Here is a 23,037-nt window from a genome sequence, read left to right as displayed (position 1 = left end):
CGCGATCAGGCCAGCGAGTAGCCGGCCTCTTCGACGGCCGCCCGGATGGCGTCGTCGGAGATCGGCTCGGCGGCGGTGACGGTGACGTTGCCCGAGGCCAGGTCGACGTCGACGTTGCTCACGCCGGCGATCTCGGTGACCTCCTCGGTGACGGAGGCGACGCAGTGCCCGCAGGTCATCCCGACGACGGTGAAGTTCTGGGTGCTCATGAGACTCTTCCTAGGGTTGTTGGATTGTTGACAATCAGGATCGGACGAGCCGAGCGATGGCAGCCGACGCCTCGGCGAGCTTCTCGTCGGCCTCGGCGCCACCGTTCTGGACCGCGCCGGCGACGCAGTGACCGAGGTGCTCGTCGAGCAGCCCGAGGGCGACCGCCTGGAGCGCCTTGGTCGAGGCGGAGATCTGGGTGAGGATGTCGATGCAGTAGGCCTCGTCCTCGACCATCCGCTGCAGCCCGCGCACCTGACCTTCGATGCGCTTGAGTCGCTTGAGATAGGCCTCCTTGTTCTTGTTGTGGAGGTATCCGTGATCCGCGTGGCCTTCGTGCCCGGTGTGCTCGTCCATGTCGCCTACCATACCCCCGTAAGGTATGAAGTCAAGCCCACAGAGATGTCGGTGCCGAGTCCTAGACTTGGCCCATGGCTGTTGCGATCGGTGCCCACGTAGACCAGACCGACCCCGTCGCCGAGGCGACCGCGCGCGGCGCGAGCCTGGTGCAGTTCTTCCTCGGCGACCCGCAGTCCTACAAGGGCCCGGTGGTGACGTACGCCGACGGCGCAGCCGCCCTCAAGGCCCGCGCGGAGGAGGCCGGCGTCGATCTCTACGTCCACGCGCCCTACATCATCAACGTCGCCACGACGAACAACCGGATCCGGATCCCGAGCCGCAAGCTCCTCCAGCAGCACATGGACGTCGCGGCCGAGGTCGGCGCCAAGGGCCTGATCGTCCACGGCGGCCACGTCAACAAGGACGACGACCCGGCCAAGGGCTTCGACAACTGGCGCAAGGCGATCGAGGCGACCGACATCAAGATCCCGCTTCTGATCGAGAACACCGCCGGCGGCGACAATGCGATGGCGCGCTACCTCGACAGGATCGCCGGCGTCTGGGAGGCGATCTCCACCGCCGAGGGCGCAGACAACGTCGGCTTCTGCCTCGACACCTGCCACGCCCACGCCGGCGGCAACCCGCTCGAGACGGTCGTGGAGGACGTCCGCAAGATCACCGGCCGCATCGACCTGGTCCACTGCAACGACTCCCGCGACGAGTTCGACTCCGGAGCCGACCGCCACGCCAACTTCGGTGCCGGCCGCATCGACCCCGACCTCCTCGCGGGCGTGGTCCGCGACGCCGGCGCCCCGGTGATCTGCGAGACCCCGGGCGGCGCCGAGGAGCACGCCAGCGACTTCGCCTGGCTCCGCGAGCGGCTCTGATGCGGCGGCTGCGCCGGCTCGGCTTTCTCACAATCGGGCTCTTCGATCCCGCCGCCCCGGCCGCCGGCCACGAGGAGACCCTGCGGATCATCGAGCTGGGCGAGGAGCTCGGCTTCGACTCGGCCTGGCTGCGCCACCGACACCTGCAGTACGGGATCTCGTCCCCGATCGCGGTCATGGCCGCGGCCACCCAGCGCACCTCGCGGATCGAGCTCGGCACGGCGGTCACGCCGCTCGGCCTGGAGAACCCGTTCCGCCTCGCCGAGGACCTCGGCACCGTCGACGTACTCTCCGACCGCGGCCGCGGCGGCCGGATCAACCCGGGCGTCAGCGTCGGGCCACCGATGAACTACGACGCGCTCAAGGAACACCTCTACCCCGACACCCACGACGTCGAGGACTTCACCTACACCCGCGTCGAGCGGCTCCTCCACAACCTCGAGGGCAAGCCGGTCTCGACGTTCGAGGGCACCCGCGGGATCGAGACGTTCTCCCGGAGCATCCAGCCGCACTCCCCGGGTCTGCGCGACCGGGTCTGGTACGGCGGCAGCTCCACCCGCAGCGTCACCTGGGCCGCCGAACACGGCCTGAATCTGCTCACGTCGAGCGTGATCGACGCCGAGGGCGAAGATTTTGCCCAGATCCAGCGCGCGCAGATCGATCTCTTCCGATCGCTGCATCCCGCCGGCGAGGCCGCCCGTGTCTCCCAGGGCCTCGTCGTCATCCCCACCGACTCGGCGACGCCGGAGCAGAAGCAGAAGTACGAGACGTACGCCGCCGCCCGGCTGCCCCGCACCCGCGAGCCGCAGCAGCTCGGTCCGCACAAGCGCGCCTATTTCGCCCCTGACCTGGTCGGAAGCAGCGAACAGCTGGCCGAGCAGCTCAGCAACCACGCGGGCTTCCAGGCGGTCGACGAGGTGGCTTTCGCGCTGCCATTCACGTTCGGGCACGACGACTACGTCCAGATCCTCACCGACATCGCGACGAGGCTCGGACCGATGCTCGGCTGGTCACCGGGCCGTGCAGGGAGCTGAGGCAAGAGCCGGCTGAGAAGTCCCTGAAGAAACGGCGAGAAGGACCACCCAACGGGACCGCCGGCTATGACCCAACCGGGCCATTGACTTATTCTTGATCGAATGGGTTCGAATTGGCGCGCCGATGTTCAAGGTCTCCGTGCCGTCGCTGTCGGTCTGGTGATCGCAGGACACGCGGGGCTCTCCGGGTTCGAAGGTGGGTTCGTCGGAGTGGACGTCTTCTTCGTCCTCTCCGGGTTCCTGATCACCACCCTGCTGCTGCGTGAGACCGACCGCAGCGGCAGAGTCAGCATCAGTCAGTTCTACGCCCGCCGCGCCCGCCGGATCCTGCCGGCGGCGACCGCGACGATGCTGGTCGTGCTCACCTACAGCGCGATCGTCCTGCCCCAGACGCGCACCGACCAGATCGCGAGCGACGCGGGCTGGGCGGCGGTCTTCCTGGCCAACGTGCACTTCGCGAAGGAAGCCGTCGACTACTTCCACAGCGCCGCGCCGTCGCCGTTCCAGCACTACTGGTCGCTCTCGGTCGAGGAGCAGTTCTACGTCGTCTGGCCGCTGCTGGTGCTCGCCGTCGCCCTCTGGATCCCGAAGCACCACCGCCGTCGGGCGATCACCGCGCTCGCCGCGCTCCTGGCCGCGATCAGCCTCGCCTGGTCGCTGCACGTCACCGCCACCGACCAGGCGGCGGCGTACTTCTCCACTCCGGCCCGGGCGTTCGAGCTCGCCGCCGGCGCCCTGCTCGCCTGCGTCGCCGGACGTCTGGCGAGCATCAGGCTCGGCCGGTTCCACAAGGCGTACGCAGCCGCTCTCGGCATCGCCGGCGTCGGCACCCTCGTCTACGCCACCACCAGCTTCAGCGAGGCGACGCCCTTCCCCGGCTGGCACGCCCTGGTGCCGGTCGCCGGCACCGTCGCGCTCCTGGTCGCCGGCCCTGCCACCCCGACCGGCCGGCTCCTCTCGAAACAGCCGTTCCGCTACCTGGGTGACATCTCGTTCAGCCTCTATCTGTGGCACTGGCCGATCCTGATCCTCGCCCCCGAGGCGATCCCCGGCGGCGGCGTACGCCAGCTGCTGATCATGCTGGCGCTCATCCTCGCCGCCTCCGCGGCCAGCTACCACTGGATCGAGATGCCCTTCCAGCGCCACAAGATCCCGCACCTCACCAAGGGCCGCCGCGCGCTCGCCCTCTGGCCCGCCGCCGCTGCTCTCGCCCTGGTCGCGGGCACGAGCTCGCAGGCGTACGCCGGCTATCAGGTCGACGTCGCCAAGGCGAACGCCGAGGAGTGGTTCAAGGAGAACCCCGACGTCCTCGACACCGACGACAAGCCGGTCACCGGCGTACTGAAGACGACCGTCAAGGCCGCCGAGGAGGGTGCTCCGCTGCCGCCGGAGGCGAAGTTCGACGCCTCCGACTCGTGGGCCGAGCGCGGCGGCTACTGCTACGCGGGCTACGGCGAGACCAAGCTCGACGGCGACTGCGTCTACGGCGACGGCAAGGCCGACCGCACCGTCGCCGTCGTCGGCGACTCCCACATCGGGATGTGGCTGCCCGCCCTCGACACCCTCGCCGAGCGCCAGCACGTGAAGCTGGTCCCGTTCGTGAAGCTGGGTTGCGCCGCGTACGGCGTCAAGCAGAAGTCCTCGAAGATGACCGTCGAGGAGTGCGAGGACTTCCGGTCGTGGACCAACGAGCAGATCGTCGAGCTCGATCCGGACACGATCGTCGTCGGCGCCCGCGGCATGCTCGACATGGAGGAGCGCGACGGCGTCTCGACCGAGGAGCAGTGGCGTGAAGGCGTACGCCACGGGGTCGACTCCTTCGAGAAGATCACCCCGGACGTACGCGTCTTCGCCGACGTCCCCAACGTCGACCACGACCCCGGCGAGTGTCTCTCCGACGCCCGCAACCTCCTCGAGGACTGCGTCGTGAAGGCCGACGGCACCGAGGTCGACTCCAACGAGGTGACCCAGGAGGCGATCGAGGGCACCGACGCGACGTACGTCGACATCGTCGACCTGGTCTGCACCGAGCGCTGCCCCCTCGTCGTCGGCGACGTCGTCACCTACTACGACGACTCCCACATCACCGCGACCTGGGTCGACCGGGTCACCCCGGCGCTCGGCAAGCGCCTCGGCCGCCTGGACCGTTCCGCGTAGAACACATTTCAGTTCTGCGCTCGCTGGCCATTGCCGTAGCGGCGTCGGCGCGGAAGAATCGAAGGTCGCCGGGCGGGGCAGTCAATCCCCTCACCGCCCCGCCCGGCCCACGTCCCGGGCCACTCGTGGGTTGGGCATCCCCCTCTTGCCCAACCCACGTTGCGGCCCCGAAACCGCCTGCCTCCCCCAAGGCGGCGGCGCCAGCGTCCGAACCGAATTCCCCCGAATCTCGGTCCGGACAGCCCCAAGGAGTACGCGGCAGACCCCCTGATACACCGACCTCAAGATTTTCTGGCTACCGCATCTGCTGCCGTGAAGGTTGCGTAAACCCACTCCCAGAGCCGTTCAAGCGCTGCTACGTTGCTGGGCATGCCAGGCCCCGGAATGCTCACGCTGATGGTGCTGCCAGCGGTCATCGGCCTCATCATCGTCGCCCGCCCGAACGTTGCTCTGTCGCTGACGAGGTTGCGCGGCAAGTGGCTGATCGTTCTCGCGGCTGCTCTCCAATTTGTGCACTATCGGGGCTGGTGGCCAGATCAGCTGTCCGAGTCCGTCGAACGTCGCGTCTATGCGGTCTTCGTCGTGGCCGTCGCACTGGGCTTCTGCTGGTTCAATCGCTCGCTTGTGTCTCGCCCCCTTGGCCGATGGGCCCTGGTGCTCATCCCGCTGGGCACTTCCTCGAACTCGCTCCCGATCGCGGTCCTCGGCGCCATGCCGTACAGCATCCCCGGCGCACGCATCGCCGGGTACTCGAGCGCTGAGTTGGCCACGGACGCGCCGGGGTACATCAGGCTGGACGCGGTGTCGCCGCTTTGGACCCCGGTCGCTGACATCATCCCGATCCCGATACTGATGAAGGTCCTCAGCCTCGGCGACGTGTTCCTCTTCGTCGGACTGGTCCTGCTGGTAGTCGCCTGTTGTCGTCCAACCCCCGCAGGCCATCTCGACACCGCAGTTCGGGGGAGCCGCGTTCAGTCTTCGGCGTAGTTGCGCCGATTCCATCTCTACCCCACGAGAGGAGGAACCGATGAACATCAACGATCTGAAGGCACGTCTGTACCTCGTAGGCGCGACGGTCGTCCCGACAGCGCTGGCGATCTACGCCTTCGCAGCCCCACACAACGAGCCCAACTGACCGGAGGGCGGGTGTGAGGACCCACTGGCCCTCGCACCCGCAGCTTCGTCAGCGCTACTACGAGAAGCAGACGAACGGGGCCGGTGGCGCGTCCGTGGTCGCCGCGGGGAGGGACTCGGCGAGGGCCTCGGCCGGCGCCAGGCCCTTCGCGAGGGCGCCGTGGAGACGGCTGAACACCTCGTACGCAGCCTCGTCCGCCACCACGGCGGGAGAGGCGATCACGGCGCGGGCGCCGGCGTGCAGCCAGGCGCCGACCAGGCCGATCAGCTCCTCGCCCCAGCGGATGGTCGATCGTCCGACCTCGCAGGCGGAGAGGAGGACGACGTCGGGGACGGCGGCGAGGCCGTCGATGTCGTAGCCGTACCAGGTGCCGTCGGCGAGCTCGAGCCCGGAGAAGAGCGGGTTGTCGGCGGAGTGGTGGCCGTGGGCGGCCAGGTGGAGTACGTCGACCTCGGCCGCGAGTGCGGAGACGGCCGCTGCGGTGGCGTCGGTGCCGGTGAGCGTGTGGGAGCCGGACCAGGCGGTTGAGCTCTTGGCGACCTCGTCGGCGGCGCGCATGACTCGCGGTCCGGCGACGAAGCCCGCCTTCTGCGTACGCAAGGGCGTGTTGGCCCGGCTCAGCCAGGCGGTGGCGCTCTGGGCGACGGTCACCGGTCGCCCGGTCAGACCGGACAGGAGAGTCCACGGCACCGCCGCCAGGACGGCGGACGGCGTGAGGACGACCGGCCGATCTCCGACCCGCTCGAGAATCGGCGCCACGAGCAGGTCGGAGAGCTGCTGCAGCCGGACGGTCAGGTCAGTACGCACGGCGACACCGAGCGGACCCGGGAGGTCGGTCGCGGCGACGTCGAGATCCGGCAGCAGACCGCCGAGGAGCGACCCGAGCGCGGCCTGGTCACCGAGGTCGACCCGAGTGGCAGAGTCCTCGGTCACGACCAGCGCAACGATCCGGCCCGCTGCGACCACGTACGCCACAAGCGCATGGCCCCCGATGCGTTCCTGCAGGTCAGGAAGGGGAATCGGGTCCGAGACCTGGCCCGAACCCTTGACCCGCCAGGCCCGCTGGCGGATCTGCTCGCGCAGCTCGGTCTCGCGCTCGGGCGTGACCTCACCACGGAGCTCGGCCAGGTCGGCAGCGAGCTGAGGATCGGACGGCGGCCGCACCGGCTGGACCCGCGACGCCAGCATCCGCGAACGCTCCGACCACTCGAAGAGCACGTCGGTCTCGCCGGACTCGACGGCCAGCTCCAGGCCGCGCCTCGCCAGCGTGCGACCGTGCCCGGCGACGTTGGTCTGCAGGTCGAGGCTGCCGAACGAGCTCTGCCACAGATGGAAGTCGTCGAGGCCCGCCCGGAGCTCGCGCAGACCGGTCTTGGCACGTCCGGCGACCACCGCCAGCTCGGCACGGAGCTCTCGCTCCAGCAGGCGGATGTCGATGGGCGCCTCGGGCGGGACCGGACCGATGACCCTGCCACTCGCTGGTCTCGTCGGAAGGCCTGCGTTCTCGGCCGAACGGATGCGCGCCAACCGAGCCTGCATGCGGACCCGAAGAGCCGGCCAGTTAAGGCCCTGCTCCTCGAGCGGCCCGGCCAGCGCCTCGCCGTCCTCGCTCGGATCTTGCCCCGCGGTCACCGCCGCCTCGAACGCCACCGCCCGCGCACGCAGGGCCAGCCCTGTCGCCCGCGCCTCCTCGAACCAGCCAAGCGCCGAGCGTGCCACCCGCTCAGCCTCGACGGGATCGGTCGCCACCATGTGCGACGCCAGCACCAGCTCGGCCTCCCCCTGGCGCTGTCTCTGCCCCTTGGATCCGTACGCCTCCGCGGCCTGTCGCAGCATCTCTCCACCCTGCCGCGTCAGCCCCGCCGCCATCAGCACCTCTGCCCTGTCAGCGTCACATACCGCCTTCACCAGTGGCCCGGCCGCTGCCTGGAGGTCGTAAGACGATTCCATCAGCGCCAGTGCGCCCACCAGGTCGCCGGAAAGAAAGAGCGCGTATGCCCGGTTGTGGTCAGTCTGAGCGGCTGCCAAGTCGTTGCCGGTCTCCAGATACTTCGCTGATGCGCTTTGAAAGTCTGCGATCGAGGCTTCAACATCGTGTCGGTCCAGGTGGACGGTGCCCCGGTTGAGGTAGGCATCAGCAAGGTCAGCAGGATGGTTCGCAAGCGCCTCGATCGCGTCCCCGAAGACGACCAACGCCTCGGCCGCCCTACCTGCTCGTCGTAACAAGGTCGCTCGCTGTTGAAGCAGCGCACCGCGAGTCCCGGCGGCGAGTCCGTCATGACCCAAGGCATCGTCGTTCAACACCAAAGCCCTGTCGATGTCGGACTCGTCCGCCGCCAGATAGGCCAGCGTCGACTCGGCGCGGGCTTGCACCTCAGCGTTGCCCTCCGCCAAGGCGGCCTCACGCGCCCGCACAAGTAGGCTGCGTGCCCCCGACACGTCGCCGGAGACCGTCGCAGCTACACCTTGTTGATGCAGTTCCGCAGCACTACTCATTGGCTCATCGCTCAGGCCGGTGGCCTAAGCGTGGTCAGCGCTTCCAAGGCGGCCCAAGCGCGCTTCTTGTCCTGTTGTTTGTCTCCCGGCTGGCCATGTTCGAGCAGGCGTTGCGCGATCCGTCCCGCGAGCAGCGGCGCCGCGAAAGAAGTGCCACTCCAGAGACCGAAACCGCCGGAGAAGTCGTCGGGATCGAGGGAGGCACGAGTGCGGCCATCGTGTGCGGTCTCAACTGCCGGCTGGTAGCCGCCATCAAAAACCGCCGGGAGAGTGCTGACGACGCTGGCACCGATCTCGTACGCCCGCACCCACGGTCCAGCGTTGCTGAAGATCGCGTCGGTGGCACCATTGGGGTTCAGTGCACCGACGGAAACGATCGGCAGCACTTCAGGATCTTGTGTGATCGGACCTTCTCCATTGCTCCAAGGACCGAACGCCGCTGGGAAGCTCGGCCGAGTTGTGGCGTCGTTGCCAGCGGAACAGACGACCAACGTGCCGTTCGCGGACAGGTCCGCAAGGATCTCGTACAACGTCGGGTCAAAGAGTTCGTCGGAAGGCGTCTCGTGGTAATAGCTGATCGACAGGCTTAGGACGTCGATCCTGCGCCCGCGGGGATCACCCTCACGGTAGAGGTGGACCAACTCCGCGATCTGAGCAAGCGCGGTGATCCAGTCAGTCTCGGCGACGGTTCCCTCCGGCGGCACAATTCGCCAGGAGTAGATGTCGGCATCAGGACAGGCTTGATGGATCAGCCCGCTGATGAACGTCCCATGACCGGCAAAGTCGTCGATCACGCCGTCCAACGGACCGACTAGATCCTCATCAATCTCTGAGTTCGGCACAACAGCCGGCCAACCGATCTGGTGGTCTCCGAGGCGGACGTCACGCTGCACGAAGTCGAGCCACGGATGCTCCCCGCACCCCGTGTCCAGGATCGCTACAACAGGCCGCGCACCGTCCACCTCATCGTCGGAGCGTCGCGAGGGCGGCGCCCCGATGTACGCCACCGGCTGGCGACCGCCCGTGCCTAGCGGGTCATACCCGTCATCTGGCGTGGGCCGATTGTGCGGGGTCGGTCGGTTATGCGGGGTCGGTCGGTTATGCGGGGTCGGTCGGTTATGCGGCGTCGGTCGGTTATGCGGCGTCGGACGGTTATGCGGCGTCGGACGGTTATGCGGGTCGGGGTTGGTGTCCGGAGTCGGAACTAGCACATGCTCCAAGCTGATCCCTCGGGTTCCGTCCTGGGATTCGGCTCGAAGTATCTGCAGAACGGTCCAGGCGTCAGGCGCTTGGACGGCTTTGCCCGGACGAACCCCCAGCCGCACGCGACGTACTCCGAACCTCAGATCGCGCGCACACTCCGCCTCTTCCTCAGGCTCTGCGCGCCATCCGAGACCCTTGGCTGCCTTGTCGATCCGCTTGAGGGTGTCACCGAAGTCGACCGACTTAGAAATCAGAAGAACAGTCGACGAGTAGACCGTCGAGCCAGCGGCGACGCCATCGACAGCAATCGCGTTGGTGGGGTCGAGAAGTCGCGCCTCGGACCATCCGTAGTCCATCGACAATCGTGGCTCACTCTTGGGATGCACTGTTACTCCTGGATCAGATCTCGAACGTGGGGGTCAGAAAGGCAGCAGAGCCGTCGGCGGGCTCGAAGCGGAGCCGGATGAGGCCGGCAGGCAACGATGTGAGCTCGAAACGCCCCGAGGCGCCCAACGTCACAGCGACGATCGGCGTACGGACTTCGTCGGCGCGGATGGCGCGGACGGTCATGGGCGAACCGGGGACGACCCAGCCGTCGAGGCGGGCGGTGGTGTCGGTGTCGGAGGCGACACGGACCAAGACATCCACGCCCGACTGCGCGAAGCGCAGGGTATAGGCAGAGCGGGCGGAGGCAGGAGCGGTGGAGCGGACCCCGGCGGCCTCCGCGTCCAAGGACGAGGACTCCACCAGGAGCATCAGCTCCAGATCGAGCCCGAGGCCGGACTCCTCGGCCGCGCCGGCGGCGGCCGCCTGCATCCGGGAGATCAGGCCACCGGGCACAGGATCACCGGATACATAAGCCTGTCGAACCAGACCCAACAACTCTTCGCGAGTGGGCTCTTCCGAGCGACCCATCACGCCATCCCCTCCCACACTGCCTTGTCCCGCAGGGCATCCCGCAGCTTCCCGAGACAGCGGCCGCGGGTGGGGCCGATGCTGCCGATGGGCATCTGTAGCTCTTCGGCCAGACCGGCGTAGTCGGGCCGGTCGGAGAAGGCGACCACGCGCAGCAGCCGCCGACACCGTTCCGGGAGCGACTCCACGGCTGCCCAGATGAGCGAGTTGCGGTCGCCCTCGACGACGAGGGACTCGGCCGAGCGCTGTGTCGGGACGCGGGACTCGAGCGCCTCGTCCTCCACGGGTACGTCACGCCCGGACCGCTTCGCGACCCGCCAGGCCTCACGGCGCGTGGTCAGGGTGAGCCAGGCGCCGACGGCCGCGGTGTCGAGGATCGAGGAGTGCTTGCGTACGAAGGTCAGCCAGGTGTTCTGGACGACGTCCTCCGCTTGCTCGGCAGAGAGTCGGTAGGAGCGCGCGACCTGCCACAGGACGGGCGTCATCGTCGCGACCAGCTCGTCGAGGGCGGCGGAGTCGCCGCTGAGCCAGCGGTCGAAGTCGGCCGTGGCCCGGGACCACACGGTCACAGGTGCGTCGGCATGACCGATCCCCCGTGGTACCCGTGTCACAGTCTCCTCCTCGACCGGAGGCCTCCGGATCGGCGCCGAGCCGATGGGGGGCCAGATGGCACGCGAGCGCACCATCGTGGTGGTCATAGTTGCTGTCACGGCTACAAGGAGGCCCGGGCCCCAAGCCGTGATACATCTGGTCGCCGACAATAGCGTCTCCGGGCACCAGACTCACTAGGTGAACCTGGGAACTCCTCAGATTGGGGTCTCGACACGCTCGACCACCGGAGCGGCGGGTAGCCTTCTGCGGGTGAGTCTCACCGTGCGCCCCATCACCGCTGCGGAGCATCTCGCCTACATCGAGAAGCAACCCAGCGTGAGCTTCCTCCAGACCCCCTCGTGGGCGCGGGTCAAGACCGAGTGGCGCTCGGAGTCGATCGGCTGGTTCGACAGCCTCCAGGGCGGTGCCCTCGTCGGCGCCGCGCTGGTGCTGCACCGGCCGGTGCCGAAGCTGGAGCGGTTCACCCTCGCCTACCTGCCGGAGGGTCCGAGCATCGACTGGTCGGGTGATCTCGCTCCGTGGCTGGAGCCGCTGGCTGCGTACCTGAAGAAGAACGGCGCCTTCGGCATCCGCATCGGACCGCCCGTCACCACTGCCACCTGGAACGCGAACCAGGTCAAGGACGGCATCGCCGACGACACCGTCCAGCGGCTCAACCAGCTCACCCCGACCCATCGCGACGCCACCGGCGCCCGTGTCGTCTCGCAGCTGCGGGCAGCGGGCTGGCGGCTCCAGTCCCCCGAGGACGGGTTCGGCGCAGGGCAGCCGCAGTACAACTTCGTCATCCCGCTGACCCACGAGGACGGCACCCCGAAGACCGAGGACGAGGTCCTCAAGGGGATGAACCAGCTCTGGCGCCGCAACATCAAGAAGTCCGCCAAGATGGGCGTCGAGGTCTCGGTCGCGACCCCGGCCAAGCCCGCCGGCGGCGAGTTCGACGCGGACCTGAGCGCGTTCCACGACCTCTACGTCCACACCGCCGAGCGCGACCACTTCACCCCGCGACGCCGCGACTACTTCAAGACCATGTTCGCGGCGATGTCGGCCGAGGACCCCGACCGGATCAAGCTCTTCATCGCTCGTCACGAGGGCGACGTGGTCGCATCCACGATCATGGTCCGGGTCGGTCAGTACGCCTGGTACTCCTACGGCGCCTCCTCGACCGAGAAGCGAGACGTACGTGGCTCCAACGCCCTCCAGTGGGCGATGATCCAGGATGCCATGGCCGCCGGCGCCACCACCTACGACCTGCGCGGCATCACCCCGACGCTCTCCACCGACGACTCCCACGTCGGCCTGATCCAGTTCAAGGTCGGCACCGGGGGCCAGGCGGTGGAGTACGCCGGGGAGTGGGACCTGCCGCTGAACAAGCCGATCTACACGGCCTTCGATCTCTACATGAAGAGGCGCTAATGCCACTGAAGTTGACCGTCGACGCCGACCGCTGGCGCAAGCACGTCCAGACCTTCGCCGAGGCGACCCCCGGGCTGGTCCCGGTCGCGAAGGGCAACGGCTACGGCCTGACCCTGCGCAAGCTCGCCCACCAGACCGAGTGGCTGACCGGCCTCGGCACCGGCGTCGACACCCTCGCGGTGGGCACCTACAACGAGGTGTGGGAGGTCGCGACCCGGTTCAGCGGGTCGATCTACGTCCTCACCCCGTGGCGTCCCTACTCGCCGGAGATCAACCCGGAGATCGCCGACCGGATCATCCACACCATCAGCCGCCCCGAGGACCTGCCGCTGCTGCTGGAGCGTCAGCCGAACGCGCGGGTGATCCTCGAGCTGGTCACCTCGATGCGCCGTCACGGGATGACGCCGAGCGACCTGTGGCCGACCGCCGCCATCGCCCGCGAGCACGCGCGCTTCGAGGGCGTCACCATGCACTTCGGCCTCGACGGCGGCTCTCTGGCCGAGGTGCGCGCCCAGATGGACGCCGTCGTCGGCGCCGAGGCGAAGACGGTGTGGGTCTCCCACCTGAGCGCCAACGAGCTGGCCCAGCTGCGCGCCTCCTACGGCGACATCACCTTCCGCCCCCGCGTCGGCACCGGCCTGTGGCTCGGCGACCGCGGCGCGCTCCACGTGACCGCGACGATCGAGGACGTGCACCCGCTCGAGCGGGGCTACTCCTACGGCTACCGCGGCCGCACCGCCCTGCGCGCCGGCCACCTCGTGGTCGCCTCCGGCGGCACCGCCCATGGGATCGGGCTCGAGGCGCCACTGGGAGACACCCACCTGCGCTCCCGCGCGCTCGCGGTTGCCCGCGGTGGGCTCGACGCCATGGGACAGTCCCGCTCGCCGTACACGCTCGACGGGAAGGCGCTCTGGTTCGCCGAGCCGCCGCACATGCAGGAGTCGATGCTCACCCTTCCCTCCGGCGCGCGTGTGCCCGAGGTCGGCGAGGAGCTCGAGGTGCGGGTGCGCTACACCGCGACCTCGTTCGACGAGATCATCCTGGATTCCTGAGCTCCCGGAGCTCGTTCGGTCTCCATGGTCGCCTCGGTCCACCGGACCGGGTCACGCCATGGCTCGTAGATGTCCCGGACGACGACCCCGATCAGGTAGATCTCGGCAGCGACCCGCGCGAGGATCGCGAACCAGTAGACCGGCTGGTCACCGCCGCTGCTGGCCAGGATGCCGGCGAGATACCACCAGACCGCGACGAAGTAGAAGAGCTCACCGGCCTGCCAGATGAGCTGGTCACGCCACCGCGGCACGGCGAGGACCGCCAGCGGCAGCAGCCACAGGACGTACTGCGGTGAATACACCTTGTTGACCAGGAGAAACCCGGCGACGATCAGGAAGCCGAGCTGCGCCAGCCGCGGGGTCTCGCGGGCGGTCAGACCGATGATGAGTACGCCGCTGCACCAAGCGATGAAGAAGGCCCAGGAGACGAGGTTGACCGTCTGCGCCGAGATCGTCGCGTCGCTGGCCTGCTGGACCACGAGCCACAGTGAGCCGAGGTCGGGGCCGCGCTCGGAGTTGAAGCTCCAGAAGACCTTCCACTGCTCCAGGCCGGTGGCCATCGCCGGCAGGTTGGCGAGCACCCAGGCGAGCACCGTGGCCAGGGCGGCGACCGCCAGGTCGTAGTAGCGGCGGCGCCGGATGCAGATCACCACGAGTCCGCCGAGCAGGAAGAGCGGATAGAGCTTGGTCGCGCAGCCGAGGCCGATGAGGATGCCGGTCAGCAGCGGCCGGTCCCGCGACCATGCCCACAGCGCACCGGCCACGAAGACCACGGCCAGCATGTCCCAGTTGATGATCCCGGTCGCCGCCAGCACCGGGGCGAGCGCGAACGCGGCCGCGTCCCAGGGCCGTCGGCGGTGCGTACGTGCCAGGAACCAGGCCGAGAGCAGTGCCGCGACCGCGAACCCGATCACGTTGACGATGATGAAGACCCGGATCTCGTGGTGCATGCCGGGCAGGCCCCAGAAGCTCGAGGTCTCGGCGAGATGGCGTTCGTCCTCGTCGGGGGTGTCGGTCAGCCAGTCGGTGACGTACGAGGTCGCCCAGGCGTAGTAGGAGATGCCGACCGGATACTCCATCACCTGCGGGTAGCGCGCCCGTACGTCCGGGTCGGAGGAGTAGGGCCACTCGTGCTCGGCCAGGCCGCGGTCGACGTAGAGATAGGGCAGGTCGGAGTAGCAGAAGTGGGTGTATCGGGACTCGCCGTTGGTCCAGGTGGCGTTGTAGCAGGTCTGCTTCGAGACCATCCCGATCGCGAACGTGAGGGAGGTCAGCAACAGCAGCAGGCCGACCGCGCTGAACCAGCGCCGTCGGCCGTGTGCGAGTCCCCCGAGAGGACCGCCCACCGCGGCGGAGGCGGTCCGTACGACCGGATCCTCCGCCGCGGGTGCGGTCACTGGACCATCTGTCACTGAGTGGTGCTCCCCGTGGTGCTGTCGTTGCCTCCGCCATTATTGCCATCGGCCGGCGGCGAGGACGAGGCGCAGTCGCCGAACCAGTCACAAGCGGTCGCGGTGGCAGCGGGGTCCGTCGACTCGGACGGGTCAGGGGTCGTCCCCCCACCCGGATCACCGGCGGTCGCGCCGTCACTCGGCGAGCTGCTGGCCGACGGCTCCTCGATCGGGGTGCAGAGGCCCTTGCGCTCGTCCTTCTTGGAGCAGTTCTCCGACGGGGTCGGGGTCGGCTTCGGGGTGGCGGTCAGCGACGGCTCGTGACCGTCCATCGGCGCCTCGCCGTCCATCCAGGCCGGCTCCGGGAACTCCTCGATGTCGAGGTCATCGGTCAGCGTGCCCATGATCGCGGCCCACGTCTCGGCGGGGTAGCCGGCACCGAAGTAGGAGTCCAGCCAGCCGTCGAGCTTGCCGGAGCCCTTGCCCCGGACGTACATGACCGCCGTGGCCAGCTGCGGCGTGTAGCCGGCGAACCACGCCGAGGAGACGTCGTCGTCGGCGTTGGTCGCGGTGCCGGTCTTGCCGGCAGCCGGCTGGTTGATCACACCGGCCGTCTTGCCGGTGCCGTTCTTCACGACCTGCTGCAGGGCGTAGGAGGTGTCGTCGGCGGCGTCCTCGGACATCGCCCGCTCCTCGCCGTCGCGCTGGTTCCACTCGTAGACGACGTCGCCGTCCGCGTCGACCACCTTCGAGACGAGGTGCACGGTGTTGCGTACGCCGCCGTTGGCGATGGTCGCATAGGCGTTGGCCATGTTGATCGGGCTGATCGCCTGACGGCCCAGCGTGAGCAGATAGTTCTTCGGGTCGAAGTCGATCGAGTAGGCCGGAATCGAGCGGTAGTCCGCCGGCGCGTTCTCGGCGTGCTGCTCGTCCGGCGGCAGACCGGCCTTGACCGCCATGTTGTAGACGTCCTCGCTGCCGTTGGGCAGTGCGGTCGACATCTGGACGAAGGAGGTGTTCACCGACTCCTCCATCGCCTTGATGCCGGTGATGTGCTCGCCGTAGCCGTGACCGGTCGGGTCCGCGTCGCTCTGACCCGAGTTGCGAACGACCCGGTCGGTGCCGGGGATCTCCAGACCACCCTCACCGGTCCAGGTGTCCTTGAGCGAGTAGCCCGCCTCGAGAGCCGCAGCCAGGGTGAACGGCTTCATCGTCGAACCGGCCATACCACCCGAGGCAGCCCAGTTGATCTGGGAGTCGAGGTAGTCCTGGCCGCCGTAGAAGCCCTTGAGCGCACCGGTCTTCACGTCGACCGTGGCCGCACCGACGTGCAGCTCGTTCTCCGGGTGCTTGGCGTTGACCGCCTTCTTGTCGTCCGGACGCACGTCCTTGACGGCGTCCTCGGCGGCCTTCATGGCCTTCGCGCTGAGCGTGGTGGTGACCTTCAGGCCCTTGCTGTCGATGTCCTCCTCGGTGAAGAGGGGCTCGCCGTTCTCGTTCTTCAGGGACTTCAGCTCGTTCTTCACCAGGGTGAGCGCGTGGCCCTTCTGGCCACCGAGGCGGCTGTCGGCCAGCGGCTTGGGGAACTTGGGCAGCGCCGCCTTCGCCTTCTCGAGGGTGGCAGCGTCGTAGTCACTGAGCGCCTTGCCCTGGCTCTTGAGGTCGGCCATGCCGTTGAGGACGTACTGATAACGGCCGAGCAGCTCGGTGCCGCCGGAGTCCTTGCCTTCCTTCTCCGGGTCGAAGCCGTTGGGGTTGTTGAGGATCGCGGTCAGCGCCGCTGCCTCTTTGATGTTGAGGTCCTGGGCCGACTTGCGGAAGTAGGTCTTCGCCGCGGCCTGGACGCCGTAGGCGCCGCGGCCGAAGTAGACGGTGTTGAGGTAGCCGGTGAGGATCTCGTCCTTCGACTTCTGCCGGCTGATCTTCAGCGAGATGACCGCTTCCTTGACCTTGCGGGAGTAGGTGCGCTCCTGGGTCAGGTAGAGGTTCTTGACGTATTGCTGCGTGATCGTCGACGCACCACCCGCGCTGCCGGTGGTGGCGTTGGTGAAGAGCGTGCGCGCGATGCCCTTGAGGTCGATGCCGTTGTTCTCGTAGAAGCTGCGGTCCTCGGCGGCCACCGCCGCGTCCTTCACGAGGGCGGGCATCTCGTCCGGGCGCAGCGCGTCACGGTTCTGGTCGCCCGCCTGGAAGCGGCCGACCTCCTTCTTGCCGCCGGCGTAGTAGACGAAGCTCGACTCGGCCTCGAACGCCGCGTTGGCGCTGGGTATCGAGATCATGTGGTAGGAGACGATCACCGCGGCGCTGCCGATCAGCGCGAGGACCAGCCCGCAGATCGCCGCGATCTTGGCGATCCGGACCGCCAGGCCTTTCTTGTCCATGTCCGGGTCGTTGAACCGGTCCATCGCCGCACCGAAGGCGCCCTTGGGGTCGCGCGGCGGGCGACCGGGCCCACCCGGCTCGGGACGCGCGGGGCGCTGGCCGAGACGGTCGACCGGGGGCTCGCCGGGGCGACGCGGACCTGGATAGGGAGGCCGCTGACCGGAACGAGGACCGCCGGGGGGCATCGGGCGCTGGCCGCCGCGAGGCTGGGCTCCGCGGGGCTGGGCTCCGCGAGGCTGGGGACGACCGCCGGAGGGCTGGCCCTGCGCACCACCCTGGGGGCGGCGCGGAGCCGGCGGACGGCCGGCCGGACCACCCTGCGGTGGGCGCGGTCCGCCCTGGGGTCGTCCTTGCAGCCCACCGAGATCGGATCTACGGGGACTCGCGCTGCGGGGGCTGGGCCTCTGAGAAAAGCCGCCAGATGGGTCGCTCACGGGTGTTGCACTGCTCCTGTGACTGCCCGGCACGTGACCGGACGGGCTGACACTGACAATCCCCCGACGTCGCTGGATCCCCCCGAGGAAATCCCATCAACCTGACGCGCGACGCTTGCCGAACATCTCCCCGGGTGGTTCCTCAGGTGGGTGGACGGCAGCCATCAGCGTACGCAATCGACGCTAGCGCTCCTGCATCCACGCCCAGCGCGCCCCAAGTCACCTGACGTCAACAGTTCGGTGACGGTTGCATCGAAATGCGTCTCCCAGGCGTCATCAGACAAGACTTTGGTCTCTATTTGCTGTCTCGGATATATCGGTACGATAGGTCGCATGGCACGTCGCGCAGAGACGATCGAGTTGGCAGTCCTTGGGCTGCTGCACGAGTCGCCTATGCATGGCTACGAGCTGCGCAAGCGGCTCAACCTGATGCTCGGCTGGGGAAGAGTGCTGTCGTACGGCTCGCTCTACCCGGCTCTGAAGAAGATGCTGCGCAAGCACCTCATCGAAGAGATGGCGCAGACCGTCACGCCGGTGACCCGGCGTCCTCGGATCGTCTACCAGCTGACGCCTGCCGGCGAACGTGAGTTCACCCAGCTCATGTCCGAGGTCGGTCCGATGGCATGGGAGGACGACAACTTCGACATCAGGTTCGCGTTCTTCGGTCGCACCGACATGGAGATCAGGCTCCGCGTCCTCGAGGGACGTCGCAGTCGCCTCCAGGAGCGGCTCGACCGGGTGCAACGCGAGCTTGCCATGACCCAGAAAGAGGTCGACTCCTACGCCCGCGAGCTTCAGCGTCACGGTGTCGAGTCGGTCGAGCGGGAGGTCCGATGGCTCTCCTCGCTGATCGATGCCGAGCGCAACCCCAAGCCTGCGATCAACGAGCAGGCAGCGGGTCGGGGGGATCTGGGGGATGACGATGGCGTACGCGACGAAGCGGACGTCTCGCGCACAGCGCAGAGCAGCCTAGAGAACGAGAAATGACCTTCTGGCCGGTGAGCCGGCCGGAAGTATGGAAGGAGCCCCGATGGGTTCGGTTCGTGTAGCAATCGCGGGAGTCGGCAACTGTGCCAGCTCCCTGATCCAGGGTGTGGAGTACTACAGGGACGCCGACCCGGCGGGCAGTGTCCCGGGCCTGATGCACGTCACGTTCGGCGACTACCACGTCTCTGACGTCGAGTTCGTCGCCGCCTTCGACGTCGACGACAAGAAGGTCGGGAAGGACCTCTCCGAGGCGATCAACGCCTCCGAGAACAACACCATCAAGATCGCCGACGTCCCCTTCAAGGGTGTCGAGGTGCAGCGTGGCCCCACGCTCGACGGTCTGGGCAAGTACTACCGGCAGACGATCTCCGAGTCCGGCCTCGACCCCGTCGACGTCGTCTCGATCCTGCGCGAGAAGGAGGTCGACGTCCTCGTCTCCTACCTTCCCGTCGGCTCGGAGGAGGCGGACAAGTTCTACGCGCAGTGCGCGATCGACGCGGGCGTCGCGTTCGTCAACGCGCTGCCGGTCTTCATCGCCTCCGACCCCGAGTGGGCCGCGAAGTTCGAGGCCGCCGGTGTCCCGATCGTCGGTGACGACATCAAGTCGCAGGTCGGTGCCACCATCACCCACCGCGTCATGGCCAAGCTGTTCGAGGACCGCGGCGTCGCGCTGGACCGCACGTACCAGCTCAACGTCGGCGGCAACATGGACTTCAAGAACATGCTCGAGCGCGAGCGCCTGGAGTCCAAGAAGGTCTCCAAGACCCAGGCGGTCACCTCGAACCTCAAGGGCGAGCTGGCCGACAAGATCGACGACCGCAATGTGCACATCGGTCCCTCGGACTATGTGCAGTGGCTCGACGACCGCAAGTGGGCGTACGTCCGGCTCGAGGGTCGCGCGTTCGGTGACGTCCCGCTCAACCTGGAGTACAAGCTCGAGGTCTGGGACTCGCCCAACTCCGCGGGCATCATCATCGACGCCGTCCGTGCGGCCAAGATCGCCAAGGACCGCGGCATCGGCGGCCCGATCATCCCGGCCTCGGCCTACCTCATGAAGAGCCCGCCGGTTCAGATCGAGGACACCGAGGGTCGCGTTCAGCTGGAGGCGTTCATCCGCGGCGAGTGACCCTCTGCCGCTGACCTGCCCCGGGTGCCTGGCACCCGGGGCAGTCGCATTTCGTCCACGGCGTCAGAAGCGGATCGCGTCGATGATCCTGACCCGCGCGGCGATCATCGCCGGGAGGATGCCGGCGACAGCGCCGACCGCGAGCGCGACGGCGAGGCCGAGGAACGCCGCCGAGAGCGGGAACGGTGGGACGTCGTCGATGCCTTGGAGGACGTACTTCTCCACCAGCGGGTTCTTGACGACGGCCACGGCCAGGAGCACGCCGATCACGCCCGCGACCACGGTGGCCACCACGCTCTCCATCATCACCGAGAAGAAGACCCGCCCGGTGGTCGCGCCGAAGCTGCGCCGGATGCCGATCTCCCGGATCCGCTGCTGGATGGTGACCAGCGCGATGTTGAGCAGGCTCAGCGCGCCGAGCAGCAGGATGATCCCGGCGATGCCGATGATCACCCACTTGATCGGGCCGATCGGATCCTCGCCTCCCCACGCCATGTAGTCGTCGCGCTGGGCATCCACCTGGAGCCCCGGGAGCTCCGCACGCATCGCCATGTTGATCTCTCCGGCGAGCTGGTCGGCGCCCTCCACCGGCACCCACATCTCGTAGGCGGCGTCCATGGGCGCTCCGGACTGCCAGTGATCCATCGAGTCGGCCAGCATGAACGCACGTGGGGTGCCGTAGCCGCGCAGGCTCGTCACCCCGATGATCGTGGCGGTCACCGACATCCCCTGGCCCTTCAGGTCCACCGACGTCGGCAACGGCGTGCCCTGCAGGCCGAGCTTCTTCAGGAACGTCTCGTCGACCACGAGCGCCGGCGAGAGGCGCTCCGCGTCCGACTCCTCCAGCCAACGGCCCTGCGGCACCACCACCCGGTGGATGGCCGCGTACGCTGGGTCGACTCCCATCAGCTCGATCCGCTTGCTCCGGCTCGCGGTGGTCGCCTTGATGTCGTAGACGGAGAGCCTCGCCGACGCGTACGTCACGTCGAACCGCTCCGCGACCGTCTGGAACGCGGGCCTGACCCGCTCGACAGGGAGCGGCGTCCCGCTGCGGTCGTCGTAGGCCATGATCGAGATGTGGGCCGGTCGCCCGTCGGTCTCGTAGGACTCGGTGAACATCTGCTTCGCGATCTGGCCGGCGGCGACGGTCGCGGTGATCGAGGCGACCGCCACCGCCACTCCGACCAGCGACAACAGCACCCGGAGCTTGTGGATGCGCAGCTCCTGCCACGCCTCGACGGTCGACGCGGCCAGCCCTGTGACGAGACGTCCGAGGGCCGTCCTCACGCCATCGCCCCCTCGGTCAGGGGGTGCAGCCGTCCCTCGGCGAGCCGGAACCGCCGCCGTGCCAGGGCGGCGACGTTCGGGTCGTGGGTGATCGTGATGAGCGCCGCCCCGGAGTCGTAGGTCGCCTGGTCGAGCAGCTTCATCACCATCGCGCCGGTCTCGACGTCGAGGGCGCCGGTCGGCTCGTCGGCGAGCACGACCGACGGCGTCCGGACCAGGGCCCGGGCGATGGCGATGCGCTGCTGCTCACCCCCGGAGAGGAACTGCGGCATCGCGTCGAGCCGGTCGCCGAGCCCGACCTTGTCGAGCATCGCCGCCGCGATCCGGCGCCGCTGCCAGAACTCCCTGCCCGAGGCGTAGAGGAGCGGCGCCATCACGTTCTCCAGGGCGGTACGCCCCGGCAGCAGGTTGAACTGCTGGAAGACGAACCCGACGTCCCGCCCGCGGATCCGGGCGGCCTGCCGGTTGCTGATGTCGGTGACGTTGCGGCCCGCCCACTCCAGGGTGCCGCCGGTGGGCCGGTCCAGCAGGCCGAGCAGGTTCAGCAGCGTGGACTTGCCGGTGCCGGAGCGGCCGACGATGCCGACGTGGTCGCCGCGGCGTACGTGCAGGTCGACGCCGGTCAGGATGTGCAGGTCCTCGCCGTCGGGGAGCTCGACCGTGCGGGCCACACCGGTGAGCCTGAGGAGCTCCTCCGAGCTCACATCTCCCCCTCGGGCATGCCCTCGACCATTCCCTCGCCCTTGTCGCCGGCCGACTCCTTCGAGCCCGGGACGTAGCGGAGGATCGAGTCGCCGGGCTTCAGCCCGCTGGTGACCTCGACGACCTTGCCGTCGGTGACGCCGAGCTTGACCGGCTGCTCGGTCGGGGTGCCGTCCTCACCGACGACCCAGACGCTGCCCTCGCGGACCAGACCGGTGACCGCGGTGACCGGGATGGTGACCACGTCGCCGTCGCTCTTGCCCGCGTCGATGGTCATCGTCATCGTCAGACCGTCGAAGACGGTCACCTTCTCCGGCACCAGGCAGCTGATCCGGGCACCCGTGCCGGACTCGCCCTCGCCCCCGGAGTCGCCCTCCATCATCTCGCCCTCGGGTGCGTCGCTGGTGATCGTCTCGGTCGCCGCGTCGCCGATGCGCAGGTGGGTGCAGGTGAACGGCTTCGGGCCGCCCTCGATGGTGACCGTCGCCCGGTCGGGGTTGCCGGCCAGCCGGTAGCGGTCCAGCGGCGAGATCGCACCGACCGCGTGGAAGGTCGTGGGACGGATCGAGACGACCACCCCGTCCTCGGCCACGTCTCCCATCAGGTCGACGGCGTAGCTGCCGACGATGCCGGTGGCGGGCGCGACGACCGTGTACCAGTGATAGACCGGCTTCGGCGTCGGCGGCTCAACCGGTGCGTCGTCGCGATCGCCGTCGCCGGCAGCGTCATCGACCTTCCCGGGCTCCTCACCGGCAGGCTCCTCGACGGGTTCGGCCTCCTCGGCGGACTCCTTGGTGCGTACCTGGAAGAGCTTGTCGCCCTTCTTCACCTTGGCGCCGATCTCGGCGAACCGGTGGGCCAGCACACCGGTGACCGAGCTGGAGACCGAGACCGGCTTGTCGATCACGATCGTCCCGTCGACCGTGAGCGAGTTGGAGATCGTGCCCTTCTCGACGACGACCTCTTCCGGCGGGATCTTCCCGGTCGGCGTGAGCGGTGCGCCGTCGGCGTCCTGCGTCGACCCGGTGAAGGCCAGCTTGAAGAGGCTGACCGCGACGACCAGCCCGATCACCGCCCAGAACGACTTGAAAAGTACGCGGCGCACCGCCGTCTTCGACATGACCGGACTGTAGCCCCGTGTCCAGGGTCACGGCGGCCGAATTTCTGCCCGGTTCGTCAACACTTGTGATGTCTCAGGACTCCGGTGACAGTTCTGCGTCAGGACATCGGTGACGGTTGATGTGTCAGGACTTGGGTGACGGTTCGGGGGTTGTGGGG

The 23,037-nt window shown here is 68.3% G+C and carries 19 protein-coding genes; 8 read left to right on the top strand and 11 right to left on the bottom strand.

Features of this window, described 5'->3' with window-relative positions:
• Positions 1-5 precede the first annotated feature (5 nt).
• Both ACIA03_RS28400 and ACIA03_RS28395 read right to left on the bottom strand, forming a co-directional pair.
• Positions 6-209, bottom strand: coding sequence for a heavy-metal-associated domain-containing protein (locus tag ACIA03_RS28400; RefSeq protein WP_008355452.1), 204 nt, complete (start codon positions 207-209; stop codon positions 6-8).
• A gap of 34 nt (positions 210-243) precedes the next feature.
• Positions 244-564, bottom strand: coding sequence for a metal-sensitive transcriptional regulator (locus ACIA03_RS28395; protein ID WP_396988863.1), 321 nt, complete (start codon positions 562-564; stop codon positions 244-246).
• A 74-nt stretch (positions 565-638) separates the two neighbouring features.
• Here ACIA03_RS28395 and ACIA03_RS28390 point away from each other — a divergent pair, with 74 nt between their 5' ends.
• The 4 genes from ACIA03_RS28390 to ACIA03_RS28375 all read left to right on the top strand — a co-directional run bounded on the left by ACIA03_RS28390 (position 639) and on the right by ACIA03_RS28375 (position 5,611).
• The gene (locus tag ACIA03_RS28390; protein ID WP_396988862.1) at positions 639-1,433 is read left to right on the top strand and encodes a deoxyribonuclease IV; all 795 of its coding nucleotides are present in this window, start codon (positions 639-641) and stop codon (positions 1,431-1,433) included.
• Positions 1,433-2,467, top strand: coding sequence for an LLM class flavin-dependent oxidoreductase (locus ACIA03_RS28385; protein ID WP_396988861.1), 1,035 nt, complete (start codon positions 1,433-1,435; stop codon positions 2,465-2,467). Before ACIA03_RS28390 ends, ACIA03_RS28385 begins: the two co-directional genes overlap by 1 nt.
• Before the next feature lie 102 nt (positions 2,468-2,569).
• A complete protein-coding gene (locus ACIA03_RS28380; RefSeq protein WP_396988860.1) occupies positions 2,570-4,624 on the top strand; it encodes an acyltransferase family protein in 2,055 nt (684 codons plus the stop codon).
• 384 nt (positions 4,625-5,008) lie between these two features.
• Complete coding sequence (locus ACIA03_RS28375; protein WP_396988859.1) at positions 5,009-5,611, top strand: DUF5317 family protein; 603 nt, start codon at positions 5,009-5,011, stop codon at positions 5,609-5,611.
• 205 nt (positions 5,612-5,816) lie between these two features.
• On the opposite strand, the gene ACIA03_RS28370 is transcribed toward ACIA03_RS28375, so the two are convergent.
• From ACIA03_RS28370 to ACIA03_RS28355, 4 genes are all read right to left on the bottom strand, one after another.
• Positions 5,817-8,174 carry a CHAT domain-containing protein gene (locus tag ACIA03_RS28370; protein WP_396988858.1) on the bottom strand — a complete coding sequence of 786 codons (2,358 nt, stop codon included), beginning with the start codon at positions 8,172-8,174 and terminating at the stop codon, positions 5,817-5,819.
• A 92-nt stretch (positions 8,175-8,266) separates the two neighbouring features.
• Positions 8,267-9,814: a S8 family peptidase gene (locus ACIA03_RS28365; protein WP_396988857.1), complete on the bottom strand. Its 1,548-nt coding sequence runs from the start codon at positions 9,812-9,814 to the stop codon at positions 8,267-8,269.
• Between the two features lie 43 nt (positions 9,815-9,857).
• The gene (locus ACIA03_RS28360; RefSeq protein ID WP_396988856.1) at positions 9,858-10,298 is read right to left on the bottom strand and encodes a hypothetical protein; all 441 of its coding nucleotides are present in this window, start codon (positions 10,296-10,298) and stop codon (positions 9,858-9,860) included.
• 74 nt (positions 10,299-10,372) lie between these two features.
• Entirely contained in the window at positions 10,373-10,984 is a 612-nt protein-coding gene (locus ACIA03_RS28355; protein WP_396988855.1) for an RNA polymerase sigma factor, read from the bottom strand.
• Between the two features lie 250 nt (positions 10,985-11,234).
• On the opposite strand from ACIA03_RS28355, the gene ACIA03_RS28350 reads away from it, so the two are divergent.
• Positions 11,235-12,398, top strand: coding sequence for a lipid II:glycine glycyltransferase FemX (locus ACIA03_RS28350; RefSeq protein ID WP_396988854.1), 1,164 nt, complete (start codon positions 11,235-11,237; stop codon positions 12,396-12,398).
• Positions 12,398-13,450, top strand: coding sequence for an alanine racemase (locus ACIA03_RS28345; protein ID WP_396988853.1), 1,053 nt, complete (start codon positions 12,398-12,400; stop codon positions 13,448-13,450). Before ACIA03_RS28350 ends, ACIA03_RS28345 begins: the two co-directional genes overlap by 1 nt.
• On the opposite strand, the gene ACIA03_RS28340 is transcribed toward ACIA03_RS28345, so the two are convergent.
• Positions 13,408-14,847: a glycosyltransferase family 87 protein gene (locus ACIA03_RS28340; RefSeq protein ID WP_396988852.1), complete on the bottom strand. Its 1,440-nt coding sequence runs from the start codon at positions 14,845-14,847 to the stop codon at positions 13,408-13,410. The genes ACIA03_RS28345 and ACIA03_RS28340 overlap by 43 nt on opposite strands.
• An 11-nt stretch (positions 14,848-14,858) precedes the next feature.
• Positions 14,859-17,246 (bottom strand): transglycosylase domain-containing protein, encoded by a 2,388-nt coding sequence (locus ACIA03_RS28335; protein WP_396988851.1) that lies wholly within the window; start codon positions 17,244-17,246, stop codon positions 14,859-14,861.
• Positions 17,247-17,990: 744 nt separating this feature from the next.
• On the opposite strand from ACIA03_RS28335, the gene ACIA03_RS28330 reads away from it, so the two are divergent.
• Both ACIA03_RS28330 and ACIA03_RS28325 read left to right on the top strand, forming a co-directional pair.
• Positions 17,991-18,644 (top strand): PadR family transcriptional regulator, encoded by a 654-nt coding sequence (locus tag ACIA03_RS28330; protein WP_396988850.1) that lies wholly within the window; start codon positions 17,991-17,993, stop codon positions 18,642-18,644.
• A 43-nt stretch (positions 18,645-18,687) separates the two neighbouring features.
• Positions 18,688-19,770: an inositol-3-phosphate synthase gene (locus ACIA03_RS28325; protein WP_396988849.1), complete on the top strand. Its 1,083-nt coding sequence runs from the start codon at positions 18,688-18,690 to the stop codon at positions 19,768-19,770.
• Positions 19,771-19,833: 63 nt separating this feature from the next.
• On the opposite strand, the gene ACIA03_RS28320 is transcribed toward ACIA03_RS28325, so the two are convergent.
• Genes ACIA03_RS28320 through ACIA03_RS28310 form a run of 3 tightly spaced genes read right to left on the bottom strand, consistent with a single transcriptional unit; the run spans position 19,834 to position 22,879 of the window.
• Positions 19,834-21,057: an ABC transporter permease gene (locus tag ACIA03_RS28320; RefSeq protein ID WP_396988848.1), complete on the bottom strand. Its 1,224-nt coding sequence runs from the start codon at positions 21,055-21,057 to the stop codon at positions 19,834-19,836.
• Positions 21,054-21,761 carry an ABC transporter ATP-binding protein gene (locus ACIA03_RS28315; protein ID WP_396988847.1) on the bottom strand — a complete coding sequence of 236 codons (708 nt, stop codon included), beginning with the start codon at positions 21,759-21,761 and terminating at the stop codon, positions 21,054-21,056. The genes ACIA03_RS28320 and ACIA03_RS28315 overlap by 4 nt, the downstream gene beginning before the upstream one ends.
• Positions 21,758-22,879, bottom strand: a complete 1,122-nt coding sequence (locus ACIA03_RS28310; RefSeq protein WP_396988846.1) for a hypothetical protein — start codon at positions 22,877-22,879, stop codon at positions 21,758-21,760. Before ACIA03_RS28310 ends, ACIA03_RS28315 begins: the two co-directional genes overlap by 4 nt.
• Positions 22,880-23,037: the final 158 nt, after the last annotated feature.

It is taken from the genome of Nocardioides sp. NPDC051685 (assembly GCF_044453405.1).
Taxonomy (GTDB): Bacteria; Actinomycetota; Actinomycetes; order Propionibacteriales; family Nocardioidaceae; genus Nocardioides.
This window is presented reverse-complemented; position numbering and strand designations above follow the sequence as displayed.

Bases quoted from the DNA above. Each gene is read 5' to 3' on its own strand.
- ACIA03_RS28385 (WP_396988861.1), top strand. From the start codon at position 1,433: ATGCGGCGGCTGCGCCGGCTCGGCTTTCTCACAATCGGGCTCTTCGAT.
- ACIA03_RS28365 (WP_396988857.1), bottom strand. From the start codon at position 9,814: ATGGACTACGGATGGTCCGAGGCGCGACTTCTCGACCCCACCAACGCG.
- ACIA03_RS28400 (WP_008355452.1), bottom strand. From the start codon at position 209: ATGAGCACCCAGAACTTCACCGTCGTCGGGATGACCTGCGGGCACTGC.
- ACIA03_RS28310 (WP_396988846.1), bottom strand. From the start codon at position 22,879: ATGTCGAAGACGGCGGTGCGCCGCGTACTTTTCAAGTCGTTCTGGGCG.
- ACIA03_RS28375 (WP_396988859.1), top strand. From the start codon at position 5,009: ATGCTCACGCTGATGGTGCTGCCAGCGGTCATCGGCCTCATCATCGTC.
- ACIA03_RS28335 (WP_396988851.1), bottom strand. From the start codon at position 17,246: ATGGACCGGTTCAACGACCCGGACATGGACAAGAAAGGCCTGGCGGTC.
- ACIA03_RS28345 (WP_396988853.1), top strand. From the start codon at position 12,398: ATGCCACTGAAGTTGACCGTCGACGCCGACCGCTGGCGCAAGCACGTC.
- ACIA03_RS28380 (WP_396988860.1), top strand. From the start codon at position 2,570: ATGGGTTCGAATTGGCGCGCCGATGTTCAAGGTCTCCGTGCCGTCGCT.
- ACIA03_RS28395 (WP_396988863.1), bottom strand. From the start codon at position 564: ATGGACGAGCACACCGGGCACGAAGGCCACGCGGATCACGGATACCTC.
- ACIA03_RS28325 (WP_396988849.1), top strand. From the start codon at position 18,688: ATGGGTTCGGTTCGTGTAGCAATCGCGGGAGTCGGCAACTGTGCCAGC.
- ACIA03_RS28330 (WP_396988850.1), top strand. From the start codon at position 17,991: ATGGCACGTCGCGCAGAGACGATCGAGTTGGCAGTCCTTGGGCTGCTG.
- ACIA03_RS28390 (WP_396988862.1), top strand. From the start codon at position 639: ATGGCTGTTGCGATCGGTGCCCACGTAGACCAGACCGACCCCGTCGCC.